Genomic DNA, 18,302 nt, shown 5'->3' with positions numbered 1-18,302 from the left:
CTGTGGCCGGCACGGGTGCGCCTGGTGCCGCATAAAAGAAAAGCCCCGGGGTGATCCCGGGGCTTTTTCGTTGGCGGCGCATCCCCTCAATGGATCAATGGGGCTTGAAGCGGGCGACCCAGGGGTTGGCGGTCAGGCCGTGCAGGATGACGCTCAGGATGATGGTGCAGAGCACGGTGGCGATGATGGGGCGCTGGCCGAGGAGGGCTGGCTCGTGCTGCAGCACCATTACCGCAAAGACGATACTGGCCAGTCCCCGTGGGCCGAACCAGCCGATAAAGAGCTTGAGCTCTGGCTTGAGGCCGGTGCCGAGCAGACTCAGCCAGACTGGCAGCATGCGCAGCAGGGTGAGGCTGGCGGCGGCATAGAGCCAGTATTGCCAGTGCAGCAGCTCCGTCAGCATGGGCATCAGGGTGGCGCCGAACACCATCCAGATCACCACCGAGAGCAGATCGCCATACCCCTCGCAGCTGTCCAGATAGGCGTGCTTGTGCTCCCCCAGTTTGCGACCCATCAGCAGGCCGCCGACGAAGGCGGCGATGAAGCCGCTGCCGCCCAGGGTCTGGGCCAGCGCGAAGCAGAGCAGGGCCAGTCCCGGCATGGTGAGCTGGCGCCAGAGCGGCAGCTGCCAGCCGTTGAGGTAGGAGGTCTTGAGCAGGCGCAGGGTGAGGCTGGTCAGCCCCCAGGCCACCAGCAGGCCGATGCCAATCTCCTCCAGCAGCAAGGTGAGAGCCAGCGTCGCGGTGCCAGTGTGCTCCTCGGTGGGGGCGATGAGGGCGAGCAGCAGGAGCAGCACAGGTACGCAGATGCCATCGTTGAGGCCGCTCTCCTGATTGAGCCCCTCCCTGATTGGGGCGGGCACCGCCGGGTTGCTCACCACGGCTTTGCCGAGCGCCGCATCGGTGGGGGCGAGTATGGTGGAGAGGATCGCCATCTCCAGCAGCGGCAAGTCGGGGAAGAGCCAGTGACCGAACAGAGCGCCGGCCGCCAGGGTGAGCGGTAGACCGATCAGCAGCAGCCGGATGGGCAGGGCGCGGTTGGCTTGCAGCACCTGCCAGTTGGTGTTGGCGGCGTCGCTGAACAGCACGATGACCAGGGTCAGCTCCGCCAACAGCTTGATGCTGTCGCTGTCGATGGAGAGGGAGAGCAGCTCGATGCCGCCCGGCCCCAGCAACCAGCCCATCAGCAGAAACAGCAGGGGACCGTTGACGAGGCGCGATTCAAAGCGCCCGGCGATCAGGCTGTAGACCAGCAGAAAGGCGGCGATCACCGCCAGGTTCTGGTAAATCAGGGACGCATCCATACAGCCTCCTGTGGCAGGGTCTCTGTGGTGGGGTCAGTCGGTCAGGCAGTCCGGGTCGAACACGTATTCGCCATCCAGCCAGCGGAGGATCTCGCCGACGCAGGATTGGTCGCGAAACGGCAGGTAGCGTGCCTTGAGATGGGCCACCTGCTCAGGGGTCAGCTGGGCCAGCCCTATGTCCTGAAACAGCGGCAGATCGGCCTGGATCATGGCGGAGATCTGTGGGCCGCAGGTGGCATTGAGGGAGGCGTGCAGCGCCTTGTCCGGATCGTACTGCTTGCCGAGCTTGTAGCTCATCGGCAGGGTGGCCAGCGGCAGCACCGACAGCGCCGCCTGCTTCATGGGGTTGACCGCATGACCCGAGGTCAGCTCGGCGAGTTCTGCCGGGCGGTTCTCGAAGGCGCGCAGGTGCAGGAAGCTGCTGGCCTTGCTGCCGTCGTTGACCGGGTAGTTGTCCCACAGGAACGGCTTGCGATGCAGCCACTCGGCCACCTGCTTGAGGTGGGCCGCCGGATAGTCGCTGGAGCAGACTTTGGGGCCGGTCCAGAAGATCTCGAAGCGCTTGTCCAGCCCCTGACCCAGATCCTGCAGATAGTGGGGTGGCATGGCGCCGAACACCTTCTCCAGCACGGGATCCGTGCTGTAGTAGCTGGGGCAGAACAGCAGTCGGCCAGCACGGGTGTGGGCCGCAATGTCGTGGGCGATGGTGAGCTGCCAGTGGGCGAGATCCGGGGTATCCCCTTTCATGTCGTCAAACAGCACGGCCAGGATGTCGGGTTTGAGCTCCTCCTCGATGAGCCGCACCTTTTCCAGCAGGGCTGGCCGCTGGCGGGCATAGTCGTGGTGCGCGCCCATGGGGCTCAGGCCCACCCCGAAGGCGAGGCCGTTGTCGCGGCACTGGCGGGCGAGCTGGCGCAGGGCCTCGAGCTGGGCGGCAGGCCAAGGCTTGGCCCAGTGCTTGCGCAGGTAGCCATCTTCCTTGGGGGCATAGAGATAGAAGCCGTAACCGTGGCGGGGCAGCCACTGGGCGTAGCGGGCGCGGGCTTCCCAGCTCCAGCCCTTGCCAAAGAAGCCCTCGATCACCCCCAGCTGGGGCGAAGGGGGTTGCAAGCCGGACAACAGGGTTTGGTAAGGCATAGGTAACTCCCTTCTCGCAGAGGACGAGGCAGACAACGACGATCAGACCGGATCTTCTTCCAGAAAGCGCACCCCGATCTTGCGGGGCTCACCCTCGTCCATTTCGGCCACGGTCCAGATCAGTCCCTGCCATTCGACGTGGTCGCCGACCACCAGATTATCGCCCAACTGGTGGGCAATGAAATGGCCAAGGGTCTGATCCGCCACCTCGCTCACATCCAGCCCGTACAGCGGGGCGAGATCCACCAGGTTGGCGGCCGCCTCCAGCAGGAAGTCACCGAAGAAGCGCGGGCCCAGATCCTGCTCCGGCGCCTGACTGAACAGCTGGCCGAGGGCGGGCAGGTCGCGCTCGTGGCCGATGACACAGAGGATGTCATCGGATTGCAGACAGGTACTGCCCGAGGGGTGCAGCAGCTCCTGATCCCGGAACAGGGCGCAGATGCGGGTGCCCTTGGGCATGCGCAGATCTCGCAGTGGCGAGCCGATGCACCACTTCTCGTCGCTCAGGCGATAGACGAAGGTCTCCCACTGGCTGTCGAGATCGATCTCGAGCCCGGAGCGGTTGATGGGCGAGGGGGGCGCCGGCACTTCCACCCGCGCCAGCCTGGAGGCCAGCGGCAGTGAACTGCCCTGCAAGATGAGCGAAACCAGCACCACGAAGAAGGCGACATTGAAGTAGAGCTGGGCGTTGGGTAGCCCCGCCATCATGGGGAACACCGCCAGAATGATCGGCACCGCGCCGCGCAGGCCGACCCAGGAGATGAACCAGCGCTCACGGGGAGCGAAGTTCTTGAACGGCAGCAGCCCGATCCAGACCGAGATGGGGCGGGCGAACAGGATCATCCACATGGCCAGCGCCAACGCCGGCAGGGCGATGGGCAGCAGCTTGTGGGGGGAGGCGAGCAGCCCCAGCACCAGGAACATGCCGATCTGGCTGAGCCAGGTCAGGCCGTCCAGCACCGACAAGGTGGTGCTGCGGCTGCGCAGGGAGAGGTTGCCGAGCAAGAGACCGGTGAGATAGATGGCGAGGATGCCGCTGCCGCCCACCGCCGTGGTGAGGGCGAAGATGAGCAGGCCGCCGCTGACGGTGAGCAGCGGGTAGAGGCCGGGGGCCAGCTTGGCGCTGTTGATGAGCTTCCACAGCAGCCAGCCGCCGCCAAGGCCGATGCCGGCGCCCAGCCCGAACTGCTTGAGCAGCTGCAGCAGCAGAAAGCCGGCGTTGAGGTCTTGCTGGGCGCTGGCCAGCACCTCGATCAGGGTGACGGTGAGAAACACCGCCATGGGATCGTTGCTGCCCGACTCTATCTCCAGGGTGGCGCTCACCCGCTCGTTGAGGCTGCGCCCGCCAAGCAGGGAGAACACCGCGGCCGCATCGGTGGAGCCGACAATGGCGCCGATCAGCATCCCCTGCATCAGGTTGAGATCAAACAGCCAGGCGGCGGCCAGGCCCGTCAGGCCGGTGGTGATGGCCACCCCGACCGTGGCCAGCGACAGCGCGGGCCAGAGCGCCACTCGAAACGAGGAGACCCGGGTGCGCATGCCGCCGTCGAGCAGGATGATGGCAAGCGCCAGGTTGCCCACCAGATAGGCGATGGAGTAGTCGGCGAAGTGGATACCGCCGGGGCCATCTTCACCGGCCAGCATGCCGACGGCGAGGAAGATCACCAGAATGGGGATACCGAGACGGGAGGAGAGCGCGCTCAACAGAACACTGGCGCCCACCAACAAGGCCGCGACGAGGAAAAAACTGTTGATGGTGACGGCATCCAATGGCGAACTCCTTCTGTCAAAATGCAAATCAGGCACATTATATGCAGTTTGTTGGGCTCGGTGTGGCTTAATTGTGCATTTATTTGCAGTTTTTTACATTTTTAGTGTCATGGCTGCGAAGGGTTCTGGCCATCAAAAGGGGGTCGCCGGCGTCGCCAGCGCGATGAGCAGCGTGACCGTGTTCACAAAGTGGACAGATAGCGACAGGGGCACCCGTGGGTGCCCCTGTCGGCGGACTCGAGTCAGTCGTCCTCGTCGTCCTTCACTTCCCGGATCTTGTCCTTGTAGCGGGGCAGCTCTTTCTCCAGTCGTTTCATGTCCTTGATGGCGTTGAGAAACAGGCCGAGCAGGAAGAGCAGTGGCAAGCCTATCCAGAGCCAGAGGTTCATGTGCTACTCCTTTCGTCGGTGGCCAGGGTGACATAGCGGGCCAGGATCTCGTCGAGGTTGGCCAGTATGGTCCCCTTGCCTTCAATATCCGCCTGTTGCAGGCAAAGTGCCAGCGCGGCCGGGTCGAGCCGCTGCTCGCGGGACTCAGGCGCAAAGCTGATGTGCCAGGGCTCGTAGGCAACCCCGCTGCCGGCACCGACCGGTTTGGCATAGGGCAGGAAGAAGCCGAAGTCGTTCATGCGATCCTCAAGCCACTCGCTCAGGTCGGCGAACCAGCCCCCGGCTTCATACTCCCAGGGCTCCAGCGCCAGCTTGGTGCCGGCGGGCAGGCAGTCCGGGTCGTAGATGTCGAGATCGGTGCCCCAGTGGTGGCGGCTGGTGCCGGGCAGGGCACTCCAGCGCAGGATGGCGTGGAGGCGCTCCTCGTCGCTCAGTTGCAGGGCATCGATGGGCTGGCTGTGGGCATCGAGCAGCGGCCGCTCGCCGCGCCACTTGCCGTTCCAGATGGCGAGCTGGCGATCAAAGCCGCGCCAGCTGGAGGCGGGCTGAAGGTTGAAACCGGCGTGGGCGGCGGCCACCTGCATGTCGTTGAAGGCCGCCGCGGTGGCGGCCGTCAGCCGGTGCGGGCCTTGCCCCACCAGGATGAGGTGACCTTCATCCAACCCCAGCAGTTGCTCCTGGGTCATGCCAGCAACCTCGCGAGCACCCCTTGGTACATGTCTGCCAGCAGATCCAGATCGTCCGCCTTCACGCACTCGTTCACCTTGTGGATGGTGGCGTTGACCGGGCCCAGCTCGATCACTTCGGCGCCGGTGGGGGCGATAAAGCGCCCGTCCGAGGTGCCCCCGGTGGTGAGCAGGGCCGGCTGCTGGCCGTTCACCGCCTCGATGGCAGAGACCGCTGCCGCCAGCAGCTTGCCGGTGTCGGTGAGGAAGGGCTGGCCGGAGAGGGTCCAGTCGAGCTGGTAATCCAGACCGTGTCTGTCCAGCAGGGCCTCGACCCGCTCGCGGATCATGGCATCGGTGAGCTCGGTGCTGAAGCGAAAGTTGAACTGGACATGCAATTCGCCCGGAATGACGTTGGAGGCGCCGGTGCCCGCCGAGATGTTGGCGATCTGGAAGCTGGTGGGCGGGAAGTAGGCGTTGCCCTCATCCCACACGGTGGCGGCGAGCTCCGCCAGTGCCGGCGCGGCTTTGTGAATGGGGTTGTCCGCCAGATGGGGGTAGGCGACATGGCCCTGCACCCCGCGCACCAGCAGATCGCCGGTGATGGAGCCGCGCCGGCCGTTCTTCACCACGTCCCCCACCACGGCGGTGGAGGAGGGTTCGCCGACGATGCACCAGGTGATCTTCTCGTGGCGCGCTTCCAGGGTGTCGATCACCCGGGTGGTGCCGTTGATGAAGGGCCCCTCTTCATCGGAGGTGATAAGGAAGGCGATGGACCCTGTGTGATCCGGATGCTCGGCCACGAAGCGCTCGACCGCCACCACCATGGCGGCCAGCGAGCCCTTCATGTCGGCGGCACCGCGGCCGTAGAGCACGCCATCCTGGATGGTCGGCTCGAACGGCGGGGTGTGCCATTTGTCCAGCGGGCCGGCGGGCACCACGTCGGTGTGGCCGGCGAAGCAGAACAATGGCCCCTCGCTGCCGCGGCGGGCCCAGAGGTTGGTGGTGTCTTCGAACACCATGGGCTCGATGACGAAGCCCAGCTTGGCGAGGCGCTCCGCCATCAGGGTCTGGCACCCTTCATCCAGCGGGGTAACGGAGGGGCGGCGGATCAGATCCTTGGCCAGTGCGATGACATCCGACATCAGCGTTCCTTAGCAAAAAAGTTTAACGAGAGAAGAGGGATTGGTAGTGATCGGCCTTGAAGCCCAGGGTCAGCTCGCCGTCCCGGTCCAGCAGCGGGCGCTTGATCATGGCCGGGTGCTCCAGCAACAGGGCACGCGCCTTGGCGGTGTCGAGCCCCTGCTTGGCCTCGTCCGGCAGGGCGCGAAAGGTGGTACCGCGGCTGTTGAGCAGCGCTTCCCAGCCGAGCTGGCTCAGCCAGCGGTCGAGGTCGGCCGGGTTCAGGCCGTCGGCACGATGGTCGTGAAAGCGGTAGTCGATGCCGGCCTGCTCCAGCCACTTGCGGGCTTTCTTGATGGTGTCGCAGTTCTTGATGCCATAGAGGGTGGTGGCCATGGGGAGTCCTTGTCTGCGGGCATGGGCCCGGAAAGCTGAAACTTGAGTCCTGAAACGGGAAATCAAGAAGAGGCCCGATTCTGGCATTGTGGCGATCTCAAGGCAACGCCGATGCGCATGGGGGAGGTGGGGCGAGGCGCTGGTCGGGCCTGGGGGGGGGAAAAGTGCCCGGCGCGGGACGCGCCGGCGGGCATCAGAGTTCGCTCTGGGTGCGACACCAGAGGTGCAGTTCGGATTCGAACCAGTTGAGCATGGCGTTGTTGTCGTCGCGACGATGGCGAATGAGGCTCACTTCGAAGGTGGGCAGGGCGAAGCGGGTCTCGTACTCCACCAGATCCAGCAGCGGCATCAGCGGGCGCAGCACCCGGGCGGGGGAGGTGAGCAGCAGAGGCGCGCACGGCAGGATGAAGGGGGCCGCCAGAAAGCTTTGCACTATCAAGGGGGTGTGCCGGGTCATGCCGTGGGCTGCCAGCAGATCATCGACGATGCCCCCTTCGCTGCCGCGGGGAGCGACCAGCAGATGCTGGGCCTGGGCGAAGGATTCGATGCATAGCACCTGGCCCTGTAGCGGGTGGCTGCGGTGGGCGGCGCAGATCAGCTTGTCTTCGAACAGCGGGATGCGGCGAAAACGACCGGGCACCTCGTCCTGCTTGCTGATCACCATGCTGATGACCCCTTCGTCGAGCTGGCTCTCGTAGTCCGCATTGAGCGGCACCATGTGGATGCGCAGGTTGGGGGCCTGTTGCTGCAGCCGGGCCAGCAGGCTCGGCATCATCACGTACTCCACATAGGTGTGGGCCCCGATGCGCAGCACCCCCTCGAACTGGGCGGGGTCGAGCTGCTCGGGGGGGCTGAAGGTCTGCTCGATGTCGTGCAGGATCTCCCGCAGCGGCAACAGCAAGGCCTCCGCCCGGGCGGTGGGTTCCATGCCCTGGGGAGTGCGGATCAGCAGGGGATCGTCATAGAGCAGACGCAAGCGGGCCAGTGCCCGGCTGACGGCTGGCTGGCTCATGGCGAGCCGTTCTGCGGCCTTGGTGGTGTTGCGCTCCTCCAGCAGTGCCTTGAGCACCACCAGCAGGTTGAGGTCGACGCCTCGTAAATTCATTCTGTGCATAATGGAATACTAATAAATCATTTCCTTAAGCAGGGCCTTCACTTTAGTCTCGTTTCCCGTCGATGGTCAGCATGAAGCTTGGATAAATCAGCGATTTATGCAAACCCATGTTGTCCTGTTACCTCTTTCGCGTGGTGCCGGAGGTGGCAAGATTCGACAGCCTGAACTCTTTACTCTGGTCATCCAGAGCGTTGCTTGCTTAGTACCCGCCGTCTCGGCGGGTTTTTTTTGCCTGCGGTTCAGGAAAAGGGGGCCCAAAGAAGTACAAAACGCGCCGGCGGGCGCGTTATTGTGAGGGGTGGATGACTCAGGGCGCAACCGGCCACTGGTAGTCAAACACCTTGGCACGCTCCCAGGGGGCCTCCGGCAGACTGGAGGAGAGGCCGGTATATTTGCCCACATCGTCCACCACTATGGCGGAGAGGATCGGCAACTGGTGCTCGGTGCAGTACATGCGGATGCGTTGCAGCAGCGTGCGCAGCTCATCCTGGCAATTCTCCAGCCCGGCCTGCCTGGCCAGCTTGGAGTAACGAATGGTGGTGCGTTCCTTTGCAGACTCGACGAGGATGTCCCATAGCTTGTAGTCGCAGGTCGTCTTGCCTGCGTTGGCTCGGTCTGTCATAACTCTCTCCGGCGCGAAACGGTCGCTGTGTGTCGATGCGCATCTTGGCCAGTTCACTGGCCCCTGACGTTGATCCAAAGCAAAAAAGCCTGAGGTTATTCGCCAGAACGCGTGGCAAAGGGATTCTAAAGGTTTGCCTTTAGTTTAAATTGCTGTTTTTTGTTAATTGTGTAGCATTTTGTTTCATTGAAAGGCGTTCAAGCCATCTTTCTTGACGGGGATCAATGGGAAAGCGCGGTCAGACCACTAGATTCCGCTCCTCGATAACTTTGTCAGGAGTGAATATTTGGAACTCGTCTTCGTCTTGCTCGTACTGCTGGCCGTGGTGTACGGCATCGTCAAGGATTACAACCCGCAGGCGGTGCTGGCACTGGCCGGCATGGCCATCTTCACCGTCGCCTACTTGCTGGGACTGCACCCCATTCTGCCCGCCGACAAGAGCACCGGCTTCGCCCTGTTCGACCTGTTCGAGGTGTTCAAGGGGATCTTCTCCTACCGGGCGGCGGGGCTCGGCCTCACCATCATGGCGGTGGCCGGCTTTGCCACCTACATGTCCCATATCGGTGCCTCCCAGGCGCTGGTGCGGGTGGCGGTCAAACCGGTGGCGGGCATCCAGTCCAGCTACCTGATGCTGGCCATCTGCTACCTGGTGGCGGTCTTCGTCTCCCTGTTCGTTACCTCCGCCACCGGCCTTGGCCTGCTGTTGATGGTCACCATGTATCCCGTGATGCGCAACCTCGGCATCAGTCCAGCCTCCGCCTGTGGCGTCATCGCCACTTCCCAGGCGTTCGAGATTGGCCCGACTCAGACCAACGCCATCTTCTCCGCCGGCCAGTCCGGCATGGATCCCACCAGCTATTTCGTCGACTACCAGATCTGGCTGGTGGTCCCCATGCTGCTGGTGACCATGGTGCTGCACTTCTTCTGGCAGCGGCACTGTGACCGCCAGGATGGCTGGGATCCGGCCCTGCATCGCGGCGAACACGCCGAGCTGGACGAGAAGGGCACCGACGCGGTAGCGGCGCCCACCTGGTATGCCCTGCTGCCCATCATCCCCTTCGTGCTGATGATGACCTTCTCCAAGCTGCTGGTGACCACCATCAGCGTCAGCGTTGAGGTGGCCATGCTGCTGTCGGTCTTTATCGGCATGCTGTGCGAGCTGCTGCGAACCCGCTCGGTGCGCATCGCCTTCGCGGGGCTCTCCAGCTTCCTCGACGGCATGGGCAAGGTGTTCGGCCCCGTGGTGGCGCTCATCGTCTGTGCCGAGCTGTTCGCGGAATCTCTCAAGGCCATCGGCGCCATCGATACCCTGCTGCATTCGGCCAGCAACGCCGGTATCGGCAGCGGCCTGATGACGCTGGTGATGGTAGGGCTCATCATGGTGGCGGCGGTCATCATGGGCTCGGGCAATGCGGCATTCTTGAGCTTCTCCACCCTGGCGCCTGCCGTGGCGGCCAAGTTCGGCGTACCGGCGGTGACCATGCTGCTGCCGATGCAGCTCGCCTCCAGCATCGGCCGCACCGTCTCCCCCATCGCGGCGGTGCTGATCGCCTGTGCGGGCATCGCCAAGGTCTCCCCCTTCGTGGTGGTCAAGCGCACCTGCGTGCCCATGGCCGGTGCCCTGGTGACCGCGCTCACTCTCAACTATCTGCTGTTTATGTAACCGGGCGGCGGACGGCATGAGCTGTCTGCCCCTTTCATTCGGCCGTCGGGCGGGAGGTGTGTCCTTCCGTCCCAGGAGATGACAATGACAGAATCTCGCAACGCTTTTTCTCTGGACGCCTACCTGGCGGATCTGGCCCCGCTCATCAATCTCGATTGCGGCACCCGCACCCCGGCTGGGGTGGCGAAAGTGGCCGACATCATGACCGAGAAATATGAGGCTATCGGCTGGCAGGTGACCCGCCACCAGTTTGCCGCCGAGTGCGGCCCCTGCCTCGAGGCAACCAATGTCCCCGGCGCCAGCCACTACGACGTGATGCTGGTGGGCCACATGGACACCGTCTTCCCGGAGGGAACAGCCGCCAAGCGCCCATTGAAAATCGAAGGCAATCAGGCCTTTGGCCCCGGTGTGTCGGACATGAAGAGCGGTCTGCTCTCCACCTGGTATGCCCTCAAAGAGATGGACCCGGCCGTGCTGGCCAAGCTCAAGGTGCTGGTCTGCTGCAACTGCGACGAGGAGATTGGCTCCCCCTGGTCCAAAGAGTGGCTGGTGGAGAAGGCCAAACAGAGCGGCTGCGTGCTGGTGGCCGAGGCGGCGCGCCCCAATGGGGATCTCATCAGCGCCCGCAAGGGCAATGCAAAGTACCGCATTACCTTCCACGGCAAGGCCTCCCACGCCGGTTCGGCGCTGACCGAAGGGGTCTCAGCCATCACAGAGCTTGCTCATTGGGTGCTCGCCATCAACGAACAGGTCAACCTCGACACCGGCACCACCATGAACGTCGGCGTGGTACAGGGCGGTACCGGCGTCAACGTGGTGCCCGACTTTGCCGAGGCGATCGTCGATCTGCGCTTCTGGAGCAATGCAGAGGCGGCAGCGGTGCACGAGCGGCTCACCTTTATGGCCAACAACCCCTTCCTCACGGGCTGTCGGGTCGAGGTGGATCGCCAGAGCTTCAAGCCTGCGATGCGCCCGAGTGGTGACACCGAGGCCGTGATGGCGCTGGTGGAGGCGGCAGCGAAAGAGGAGGGGATCTCCTTCAACTGGCTGGAGGCCGGTGGCGGCTCCGATGCCAATTTCACCGCCGCTGCGGGTGTGCCGTCGCTGGATGGCTTCGGCCCCATGGGCGGCGGTTTCCACTCGGAGGCGGAATTCCTGCTGCTCGATGGCATCGAGCCGCGCATCCGCCTGTTGCAGCGGGTGCTGGACAAGCTGGCCAACTAGGTCGTCGTCAAAGACAAGCAAAACGGGAGGCCATCGCCTCCCGTTTTTTATCTGGCATGCCGGTTCAGACGAGCTGTCCTGCTACCCCTCATCCTCCAGCAGATAGGCGAGCTGATCCTGACGGGCAACCTGCCAGTGGCCGAGCACCAGCGGCGCCGCAAAGCCCGGGCCGTCGGTCACCATGGTGTGGTACTCCCCCTGCTCGCCGCAGGCATCGAAGCCCCGGCTTGCCGCCAGCTGCTGCAACTCTGCCAGAGTGGCCGCATCGAACGTGCGCCCCACCCACTCGGGGGCCAGCACCCGGGTATCGACGCAGGAGAGATGGGCGACGATGCGGCGGGTCAGCAGATCCGCCAATAGCGCCTCGCGGGAGAGTTGCCAGAGCGGCGTATGCACGGTGAGACCAAGCGGGCGGCAGCGCTCGCGGATCCAGTTCGGCGCGCCCCCCACGCTGTCGATATCGCCGGTGACCACTCCATCCAGGCGCCACTCCTCTTTCAATGCCGCCAGCGCCGTTTCATAACCGAGATCGAACGGCGCTTCGATGGTGAGCAGCAGATGGGGCAAACCGAGAGCCGCCGCCTGCCGACGCACCTGCGACAGGGGATGGGCCAGAAAGCGGGGTTCGGGCGGGGCAAAGGTGGCCAGTGCCACTACCTGATGACCCGCTGCGCGGGCATGGCAGAGGGCCTGCATGGCATCCTTGCCGCCGCTCCAGAGCACGATGACGCGAGACATGGGGGAGATTCCGCAAAGAAAAGAGGGGTCATGCTACCCAGAGTGCGGGCGGTTGGCAAAGCGGGATGGGGCAGGGGGAAAACAGCAGGCCCCGGGGGGGCCTGCTGAGCTGGCTAAGCGGTGCCTGTTGCTTAGAGCAGTATGCTGGTCAGCAGATAACCCAGGGTACAGGAGGTGGCGACCCCGATCAGACCCGGAATGATGAAGCTGTGGTTGATGATGAACTTGCCGATGCGGGTGGTGCCGGAGCGGTCGAAACCGATACAGGCCAGATCGCTCGGGTAGGTCGGCAGCACGAAGTAGCCGTAGCTCGCCGGCAGGAAGGCGATCAGCAGTTTCGGCTCCACCCCCAGCGCCAGCCCCATGGGAGCGATGGCGGTCAGGGCGGCGGCCTGGCTGTTCACCAGCTTGGAGATGAGGAACAGCACCAGGGCATAGGTCCAGGGCTGGGCCTGCACCACGTGGGCCAGGGTTTCTTTCAGCAGCGGCATGTGGGCCTGGAAGAAGGTTTCGCTCATCCAGGCGACCCCGAATACCGAGAAGATCGCCACCATGCCGGCCTTGAACACGGCGCCGTTGGAGATGTCACCCGGCTTGACCTTGCAGCGCATCAGGATGATGGCACCGGCAATCAGCATCATCATCTGGATCACCAGGTTCATGGAGAGCGGGCCTGTCTTGCCGCCCATCTCGAACACCGGGCGCAGGGAGGTGTCGGCCCCCAGCACCACCACGGCGGCGATGGCGGCGAAGAAGATCCAGGTCGACCAGTAGGCCTCTTTCGGGAACTTGGTGTTGAGCAGGGTCTCACCACCGCCGTAGACGAAGGCACGTTGCTCCGGATCCTTGATCTTGGCCTGGAACTCTTCGTCTTTGTCCAGATCCTTGCCGCGACGCAGGCTCCAGAGGGCCGCGACTATGACCCCGGTGAGCGAGGAGGGGATGGCTACCATCAGGATGTCGAGCAGGCTGTAGGCCTGACCGATGCCGTGACCGGCCGCCAGGATGGAGACCATGGAGACCACGGCAACGGAGACCGGCGAGGCGCAGATCGCCATCTGGGAGGCGACGGAGGCCACCGCCATCGGCCGTTCCGGGCGGATGTTCTTCTGCAGCGCGATGTCGGCGATGATGGGGAACATGGTGTAGACCACGTGGCCGGTACCGCACAGGAAGGTGAGGGTCCAGGTGGTGAGCGGTGCCAGGATAGTGATGTATTGCGGGTGGCGGCGCAGCAGACGCTCGGCCACCTGCATCATCAGGTTGAGACCGCCGGCGGTCTGCAGGGTGGCAGCACAGCCGATCACCGCCAGTATGGTCAGCATCACCTGCACCGGCGGTTCGCCCGGGGTGAGACCGAACACGAAGGTCAACAGGAACAGACCGATACCGCTGATGAGACCCAGCCCCATGCCCCCAAACCGGGTACCCAGCAGCAAGCAGCCGAGTACCACCAAAAACTCCATCAAGATCATTCCATTACCTCGCGTTATTTAATCCATGTCTGTGCTGTGTTGGGCTCATGGACCGGGATTGTCTGTTTTTTATTTAGCCCTAAAGGGTTAGTGGTTATTGTGCCTGCCAAAAAAGGGCAAAAATTTGAGGTACTTCAATAACTCATCGATTTTTGATTTAACGTCATAAAAACCACGTATTAACTTTTTTGTTATTTCGAGGGCAATAAGTGGCAGCGTATGGGGCTCAACGGCTGGCGCGGGGCGGGTGTGTCAGCAAGGTGGCGTGACGGAGGGGGGGCAAGAGTGATTAATTGTGGTGCTGGCAAGGCCGTCCGGCCGCCGGACGGGCAACAAAAAGCCGACCCTGAGGTCGGCTTTTAAGGCAACGTCCTGTAATCAGAACTCGGCGGTGCGCGGGGTGCGCGGGAAGGGGATCACGTCGCGGACGTTGCCCATGCCGGTCACGTAAACCACCAGGCGCTCGAAGCCCAGACCGAAACCGGAGTGCGGGACGGTACCGTAGCGGCGCAGGTCGCGATACCACCAGTAGTCTTCCTTGTTCAGACCCATCTCGGCCAGACGGGCATCCAGCACGTCCAAACGCTCTTCACGCTGGGAGCCGCCGATGATCTCGCCGATGCCCGGGGCCAGTACGTCCATGGCGGCGACGGTCTTGCCGTCGTCGTTGAGGCGCATGTAGAAGGCCTTGATGTCTTTCGGGTAGTTCTTCACCACCACCGGGGACTTGAAGTGCTCTTCGGCCAGGTAGCGTTCGTGCTCGGAGGAGAGGTCGATACCCCAGGAGACCGGGAACTCGAACTTCTTGCCGCAGTTTTTCAGCACTTCGATGGCGTCGGTGTAGTCAATCTGGGCGAAGTCGGAGGCGACGAAGCGCTCCAGACGACCGATGGCGTCCTTGTCCACGTGCTGGGCGAAGAACTCCAGATCGTCGCGGCGCTCACTCAGCACCGCGTTGAAGACATACTTCAGCATGGCTTCGGCCAGGGCGGCGTTGTCTTCCAGATCGGCGAAGGCCACTTCCGGCTCAACCATCCAGAATTCGGCCAGGTGGCGGCTGGTGTTGGAGTTTTCGGCGCGGAAGGTGGGCCCGAAGGTGTAGACCTTGGACAGCGCACAGGCGTAGGTTTCGACGTTGAGCTGGCCGGATACGGTCAGGAAGGTCTCTTTGCCGAAGAAGTCCTTGTCATAGTCCACCTTGCCTTGCGGGGTGCGCGGCAGGTTTTCCATGTCCAGGGTGGAGACGCGGAACATCTCGCCTGCGCCTTCGGTGTCGGAGGCGGTGATGAGTGGCGCGGCGATCCACAGATAGCCCTGCTCGTGGAAGAAGCGGTGGATGGCCTGGGAGAGGCAGTTGCGTACCCGGGTCACGGCGCCGACGATGTTGGTACGGGCGCGCAGGTGGCCCTGCTCGCGCAGGTATTCGATGCTGTGACGCTTGGCGGACATGGGGTAGGTGTCCGGATCTTCGACCCAGCCCACCACCTTGACGTCGGTGGCCTGCAGTTCGAACGCCTGGCCGCTACCCTGAGACTCGACTACCAGACCGGTCACTTCCACCGAGCAAGCCGTGGTCAGACGCAGCACTTCATTCTCGTAATTGGCCAGGGTATTGGGGACGACTGCCTGTACCGGATGGAAACAGGAGCCATCGGAGATGGCCAAAAATGAGATCCCCGCCTTGGAATCGCGGCGGGTCCGGATCCACCCTTTCACTGTCTGGGTGGTGCCGACCGCATACTTACCGGTCAGCACATCTACTACGGATGCGTGCGTCATCGAAATATTGTCTCCAGCTTGTTCTTGCAGCGCTATTTGCAACACTTGGGGTCTGGCCCGGGCAATCTTGGCCCATCATGGCAGACTAAGCCGTCAATCTTACCCGCGCAGGTTTGATAAACAAGCAAAAATGTCGGACTCTGGGGGGGATTTCGGCGCCTATCGGCGGATTGGCAGGCCAGTTGGACGGGGGATGGACGTGAAAGAGCGGCGACGGGGGCCGGACCGGCTGACACGGGTGTTGCAGGGGCTGGTGATGCTCTGCTGGGGCGGCTTCATCGTCCTGCTCTCCCTCTATCATTTCGCCAGACCACAGACGGCCTACGGTTTTCTGGTCTATGGCGGGGTCAGGGTACGCCAGAGCTGGGATCCCTTGCTCACCCCCTGGCTGCTGCACGGGCTCTGGGGTTGCTGCCTGCTGACCCTGACGGTGCTGCTGGCGGAGCGCCGACGCTGCCGGCGGCAGGAGGACACGGGGCGGGTGCACCTGACCATCTTGCTGCTGATCCTGATCGCCAGTCTGCTGTTCTACTACCTGGGCTAGCCCTCTTTTCTTCTCTCTGTCGCCTTCAGCTCGCTCCCCTCCATCGGCGCGGCGGACCGTTTGCCCAGCTGACGCTCCACGCTGTCGAGCATCTGGTTGTAGGCGAGCGCCACCCGGCCTATTTCGTCCCCTTCATCCCCTTCCAGCCGGTGGCCGAAGTCGTGCAGGTCGGTGGCCTCCTCCATGGAGCGGGTCAGCTGGTTGAGGGGGCGGACGATCCAGGTGCGGATGACCCAGAGGGTCAGCAACAGACCCAGGCCGAAGATGACGGTGAGGCTCAGCGCCGAGGTGAGGATGTTCTGCTCGACCCGGGTAAACAGGGTGTCGAGGGAGTAGTCAAAGCGCACCGCCCCCAGCACGGTATTCTCCGGCACCAGGTGGCAGCTGGTGCAGTCGGTGCCGCGAAAATCCTTCTTGGCCAGCAGCGGGCGGGTCACCACCAGCTTGCTGTGCATGCCGTCGTGCACCACCTCCAGGCTGCCCTTGCCGGCCAGTGCCAGCTCATCAAACCTGTCCTTGGGCTGCTCGCTCTGGTGGCCGCCCCCGTACTGCTTGCTCACCGCCTCGCTGCGCACGATGCGGGCATCCTCCACGTGGGCGTGTTCGAGAAACTTGCCGCGCAGGGTGTCGCGGGCATCCATCTTGCCGGTCAGCATCAGCATGTTGAGGCCATCGAAGTAGGCCTCGGTCTGCTCGCGGCTCTGCTCCTTGATGAGGGTCAGGATCAGGTCGCGTTCACGCACCGCCTGATAGGCGGCGGAGAACACCAGCACCATGGAGAAGATGAACAGCAGGAAGAAGTTGATTTTGGCAGCAATGGAGAGGCGCATGGGAACGGTACATCTGTTGGGTAAAACCCGCGCAGTCTACGCGTCTTGGCCGCCCGGGTCTGGTGTCTCGCTCACATTCTGATGAAAAAGAGTCAAAAGACCCTGCCTGGTCGGGCAGGGCCTGCCACGTCTGACTCAGAACTCGCCGCTGTGGATGGCGGCGGTGATGGCATTGGTCAGCACGGTTAATTGTGCCGGGCTGATGACGAAGGGGGGCATCAGATAGACCAGTTTGCCAAACGGGCGGATCCAGGCACCCAGTTCGACGAACTTGCGCTGGATGCGCGCCACGTCCACCCGCTCCTTCATCTCCACCACCCCGATGGCGCCAAGCACCCGCACATCCGCCACCGCCGGGTGCAGGGTCAGCTCCACCAGTTCTGTTCGCAGCTGATGCTCGATGGCGCGGACCCGCTCCTGCCAAGGCGAGGCCAGCAGCAGATCGATGGAGGCGTTGGCCACCGCGCAGGCCAAGGGGTTGCCCATGAAGGTCGGCCCATGCATAAAGACGCCCGCCTTCCCGTCACACACGGTGCGGGCCACATGCTCGGTAGTGAGCGTGGCCGACAGCGTCAGGTAGCCGCCGGTGAGCGCCTTGCCCAGACACATGATGTCGGGGCTGATGCCGGCCCAGTCGCAGGCAAACAGCTGGCCGGTGCGGCCAAAGCCGGTGGCGATCTCGTCGGCAATCAGCAGCAGGCCGAACTCGTCGCACAGGGCGCGCACCCACTGCAGGTAGCGTGGATGGTAGAAGCGCATGCCGCCGGCGCCCTGCACTATGGGTTCGAGCACGATGGCGGCGATTTCCTCGTGATGGTCTGCCACCAGAGTGGCGAGCTCCACCACGCACTGCTCGTCCCACTCGGCGTGGAAGCGGCAGCTGGGCGCTTCGACAAAATGGTGCTCGGGCAGGAAGCCCTGGTAAAGCTCGTGCATGCCGCCATCCGGATCGCAGACGCTCATGGCGCCGAAGGTGTCACCGTGATAGCCGCCGCGCAGGGCGACAAATTTTGCCCTGGGCGTCCCCTTGGCGTGCCAGTACTGCTGCGCCATCTTGAGCGCCACCTCTACCGCCACCGAACCGGAGTCCGCCAGAAACACCCGATCCAGCCCAGCCGGGGTGATCTCCACCAGCTTGCGGCACAGATCGACAGCGGGGGCGTGGGTGAGGCCGCCAAACATCACGTGGGACATCTTGCCGAGCTGGGCAGTGGCGGCCGCATCGAGCTCCGACACTTGATAGCCGTGCACACAAGCCCACCAGGAGCTCATGCCATCCACCAGTTCGCGGCCGTCGCTGAGGGTGAGGGTCACTCCCTTGGCACTGGCCACTTCATAGCAGGGCAGGGGATGGGTGAGGGAGGTATAGGGGTGCCAGACGTGGTGCAGGTCGAATTCTTGATTGGTCACTTTATGTTCCGTTGTCAATTAATTTGATCTGGTCGGTGTTGACAGTCTACGCATGCTCTCTACACTAGCCAACAATTTCAGCCACTTGGCTGCGTGCAGCTCGACTCGGGTGCAGGCCGGG

17 protein-coding genes are annotated in these 18,302 nt (G+C 63.5%); 3 read left to right on the top strand and 14 right to left on the bottom strand.

Features of this window, described 5'->3' with window-relative positions; all coding sequences use genetic code 11:
* Window positions 1-94 precede the first annotated feature (94 nt).
* The 9 genes from AACQ43_RS02945 to AACQ43_RS02905 all read right to left on the bottom strand — a co-directional run bounded on the left by AACQ43_RS02945 (window position 95) and on the right by AACQ43_RS02905 (window position 8,518).
* Window positions 95-1,303, bottom strand: coding sequence for a cation:proton antiporter (locus tag AACQ43_RS02945; RefSeq protein WP_168965847.1), 1,209 nt, complete (start codon window positions 1,301-1,303; stop codon window positions 95-97).
* Between the two features lie 33 nt (window positions 1,304-1,336).
* Window positions 1,337-2,440 carry a beta-N-acetylglucosaminidase domain-containing protein gene (locus AACQ43_RS02940; protein WP_024943852.1) on the bottom strand — a complete coding sequence of 368 codons (1,104 nt, stop codon included), beginning with the start codon at window positions 2,438-2,440 and terminating at the stop codon, window positions 1,337-1,339.
* 42 nt (window positions 2,441-2,482) lie between these two features.
* The gene (locus AACQ43_RS02935; RefSeq protein WP_011705375.1) at window positions 2,483-4,210 is read right to left on the bottom strand and encodes a potassium/proton antiporter; all 1,728 of its coding nucleotides are present in this window, start codon (window positions 4,208-4,210) and stop codon (window positions 2,483-2,485) included.
* A 242-nt stretch (window positions 4,211-4,452) separates the two neighbouring features.
* Complete coding sequence (locus tag AACQ43_RS02930; protein ID WP_005298986.1) at window positions 4,453-4,599, bottom strand: hypothetical protein; 147 nt, start codon at window positions 4,597-4,599, stop codon at window positions 4,453-4,455.
* Window positions 4,596-5,285: a M15 family metallopeptidase gene (locus AACQ43_RS02925; protein ID WP_168965845.1), complete on the bottom strand. Its 690-nt coding sequence runs from the start codon at window positions 5,283-5,285 to the stop codon at window positions 4,596-4,598. Before AACQ43_RS02925 ends, AACQ43_RS02930 begins: the two co-directional genes overlap by 4 nt.
* Window positions 5,282-6,409 (bottom strand): succinyl-diaminopimelate desuccinylase, encoded by a 1,128-nt coding sequence (gene dapE, locus AACQ43_RS02920; protein WP_168965843.1) that lies wholly within the window; start codon window positions 6,407-6,409, stop codon window positions 5,282-5,284. The genes AACQ43_RS02925 and dapE overlap by 4 nt, the downstream gene beginning before the upstream one ends.
* A 22-nt stretch (window positions 6,410-6,431) precedes the next feature.
* The gene (locus AACQ43_RS02915; RefSeq protein WP_016350171.1) at window positions 6,432-6,782 is read right to left on the bottom strand and encodes an ArsC family reductase; all 351 of its coding nucleotides are present in this window, start codon (window positions 6,780-6,782) and stop codon (window positions 6,432-6,434) included.
* Between the two features lie 193 nt (window positions 6,783-6,975).
* The gene (locus AACQ43_RS02910) at window positions 6,976-7,887 is read right to left on the bottom strand and encodes a LysR family transcriptional regulator (protein ID WP_005298997.1); all 912 of its coding nucleotides are present in this window, start codon (window positions 7,885-7,887) and stop codon (window positions 6,976-6,978) included.
* Between the two features lie 316 nt (window positions 7,888-8,203).
* Entirely contained in the window at window positions 8,204-8,518 is a 315-nt protein-coding gene (locus AACQ43_RS02905) for a hypothetical protein (RefSeq protein ID WP_168965841.1), read from the bottom strand.
* A gap of 286 nt (window positions 8,519-8,804) precedes the next feature.
* Between AACQ43_RS02905 and dcuC the strand changes: the two genes are divergently transcribed.
* Window positions 8,805-10,181 carry a C4-dicarboxylate transporter DcuC gene (gene dcuC / locus AACQ43_RS02900; protein WP_168965839.1) on the top strand — a complete coding sequence of 459 codons (1,377 nt, stop codon included), beginning with the start codon at window positions 8,805-8,807 and terminating at the stop codon, window positions 10,179-10,181.
* Window positions 10,182-10,265: 84 nt separating this feature from the next.
* A complete protein-coding gene (locus AACQ43_RS02895) occupies window positions 10,266-11,405 on the top strand; it encodes a M20 family metallopeptidase (RefSeq protein ID WP_168965836.1) in 1,140 nt (379 codons plus the stop codon).
* An 81-nt stretch (window positions 11,406-11,486) separates the two neighbouring features.
* On the opposite strand, the gene AACQ43_RS02890 is transcribed toward AACQ43_RS02895, so the two are convergent.
* From AACQ43_RS02890 to asnS, 3 genes are all read right to left on the bottom strand, one after another.
* The gene (locus AACQ43_RS02890) at window positions 11,487-12,143 is read right to left on the bottom strand and encodes an adenine nucleotide alpha hydrolase (RefSeq protein WP_168965834.1); all 657 of its coding nucleotides are present in this window, start codon (window positions 12,141-12,143) and stop codon (window positions 11,487-11,489) included.
* 131 nt (window positions 12,144-12,274) lie between these two features.
* The gene (locus tag AACQ43_RS02885; protein WP_168965832.1) at window positions 12,275-13,618 is read right to left on the bottom strand and encodes an anaerobic C4-dicarboxylate transporter; all 1,344 of its coding nucleotides are present in this window, start codon (window positions 13,616-13,618) and stop codon (window positions 12,275-12,277) included.
* 378 nt (window positions 13,619-13,996) lie between these two features.
* On the bottom strand, window positions 13,997-15,397 hold the full coding sequence (gene asnS / locus AACQ43_RS02880) for an asparagine--tRNA ligase (RefSeq protein WP_060388926.1): 1,401 nt from the start codon (window positions 15,395-15,397) through the stop codon (window positions 13,997-13,999).
* A 193-nt stretch (window positions 15,398-15,590) separates the two neighbouring features.
* Here asnS and AACQ43_RS02875 point away from each other — a divergent pair, with 193 nt between their 5' ends.
* Entirely contained in the window at window positions 15,591-15,941 is a 351-nt protein-coding gene (locus tag AACQ43_RS02875) for a hypothetical protein (RefSeq protein ID WP_168965830.1), read from the top strand.
* Here AACQ43_RS02875 and AACQ43_RS02870 read toward each other — a convergent pair.
* Window positions 15,938-16,771, bottom strand: a complete 834-nt coding sequence (locus AACQ43_RS02870; RefSeq protein ID WP_168965828.1) for a HAMP domain-containing protein — start codon at window positions 16,769-16,771, stop codon at window positions 15,938-15,940. The two genes, AACQ43_RS02875 and AACQ43_RS02870, sit on opposite strands and share 4 nt — an antisense overlap.
* A gap of 135 nt (window positions 16,772-16,906) precedes the next feature.
* Window positions 16,907-18,181, bottom strand: coding sequence for an adenosylmethionine--8-amino-7-oxononanoate transaminase (gene bioA / locus AACQ43_RS02865; protein WP_168965826.1), 1,275 nt, complete (start codon window positions 18,179-18,181; stop codon window positions 16,907-16,909).
* Between the last annotated feature and the right edge of the window lie 121 nt (window positions 18,182-18,302).

This window comes from Aeromonas sp. DNRA1 (assembly GCF_963888745.1).
Lineage (GTDB): Bacteria > Pseudomonadota > Gammaproteobacteria > Enterobacterales > Aeromonadaceae > Aeromonas > Aeromonas hydrophila.
Note: the sequence above shows the minus strand (reverse complement) of the source record. Positions and strands in the feature narration are given on the sequence as shown.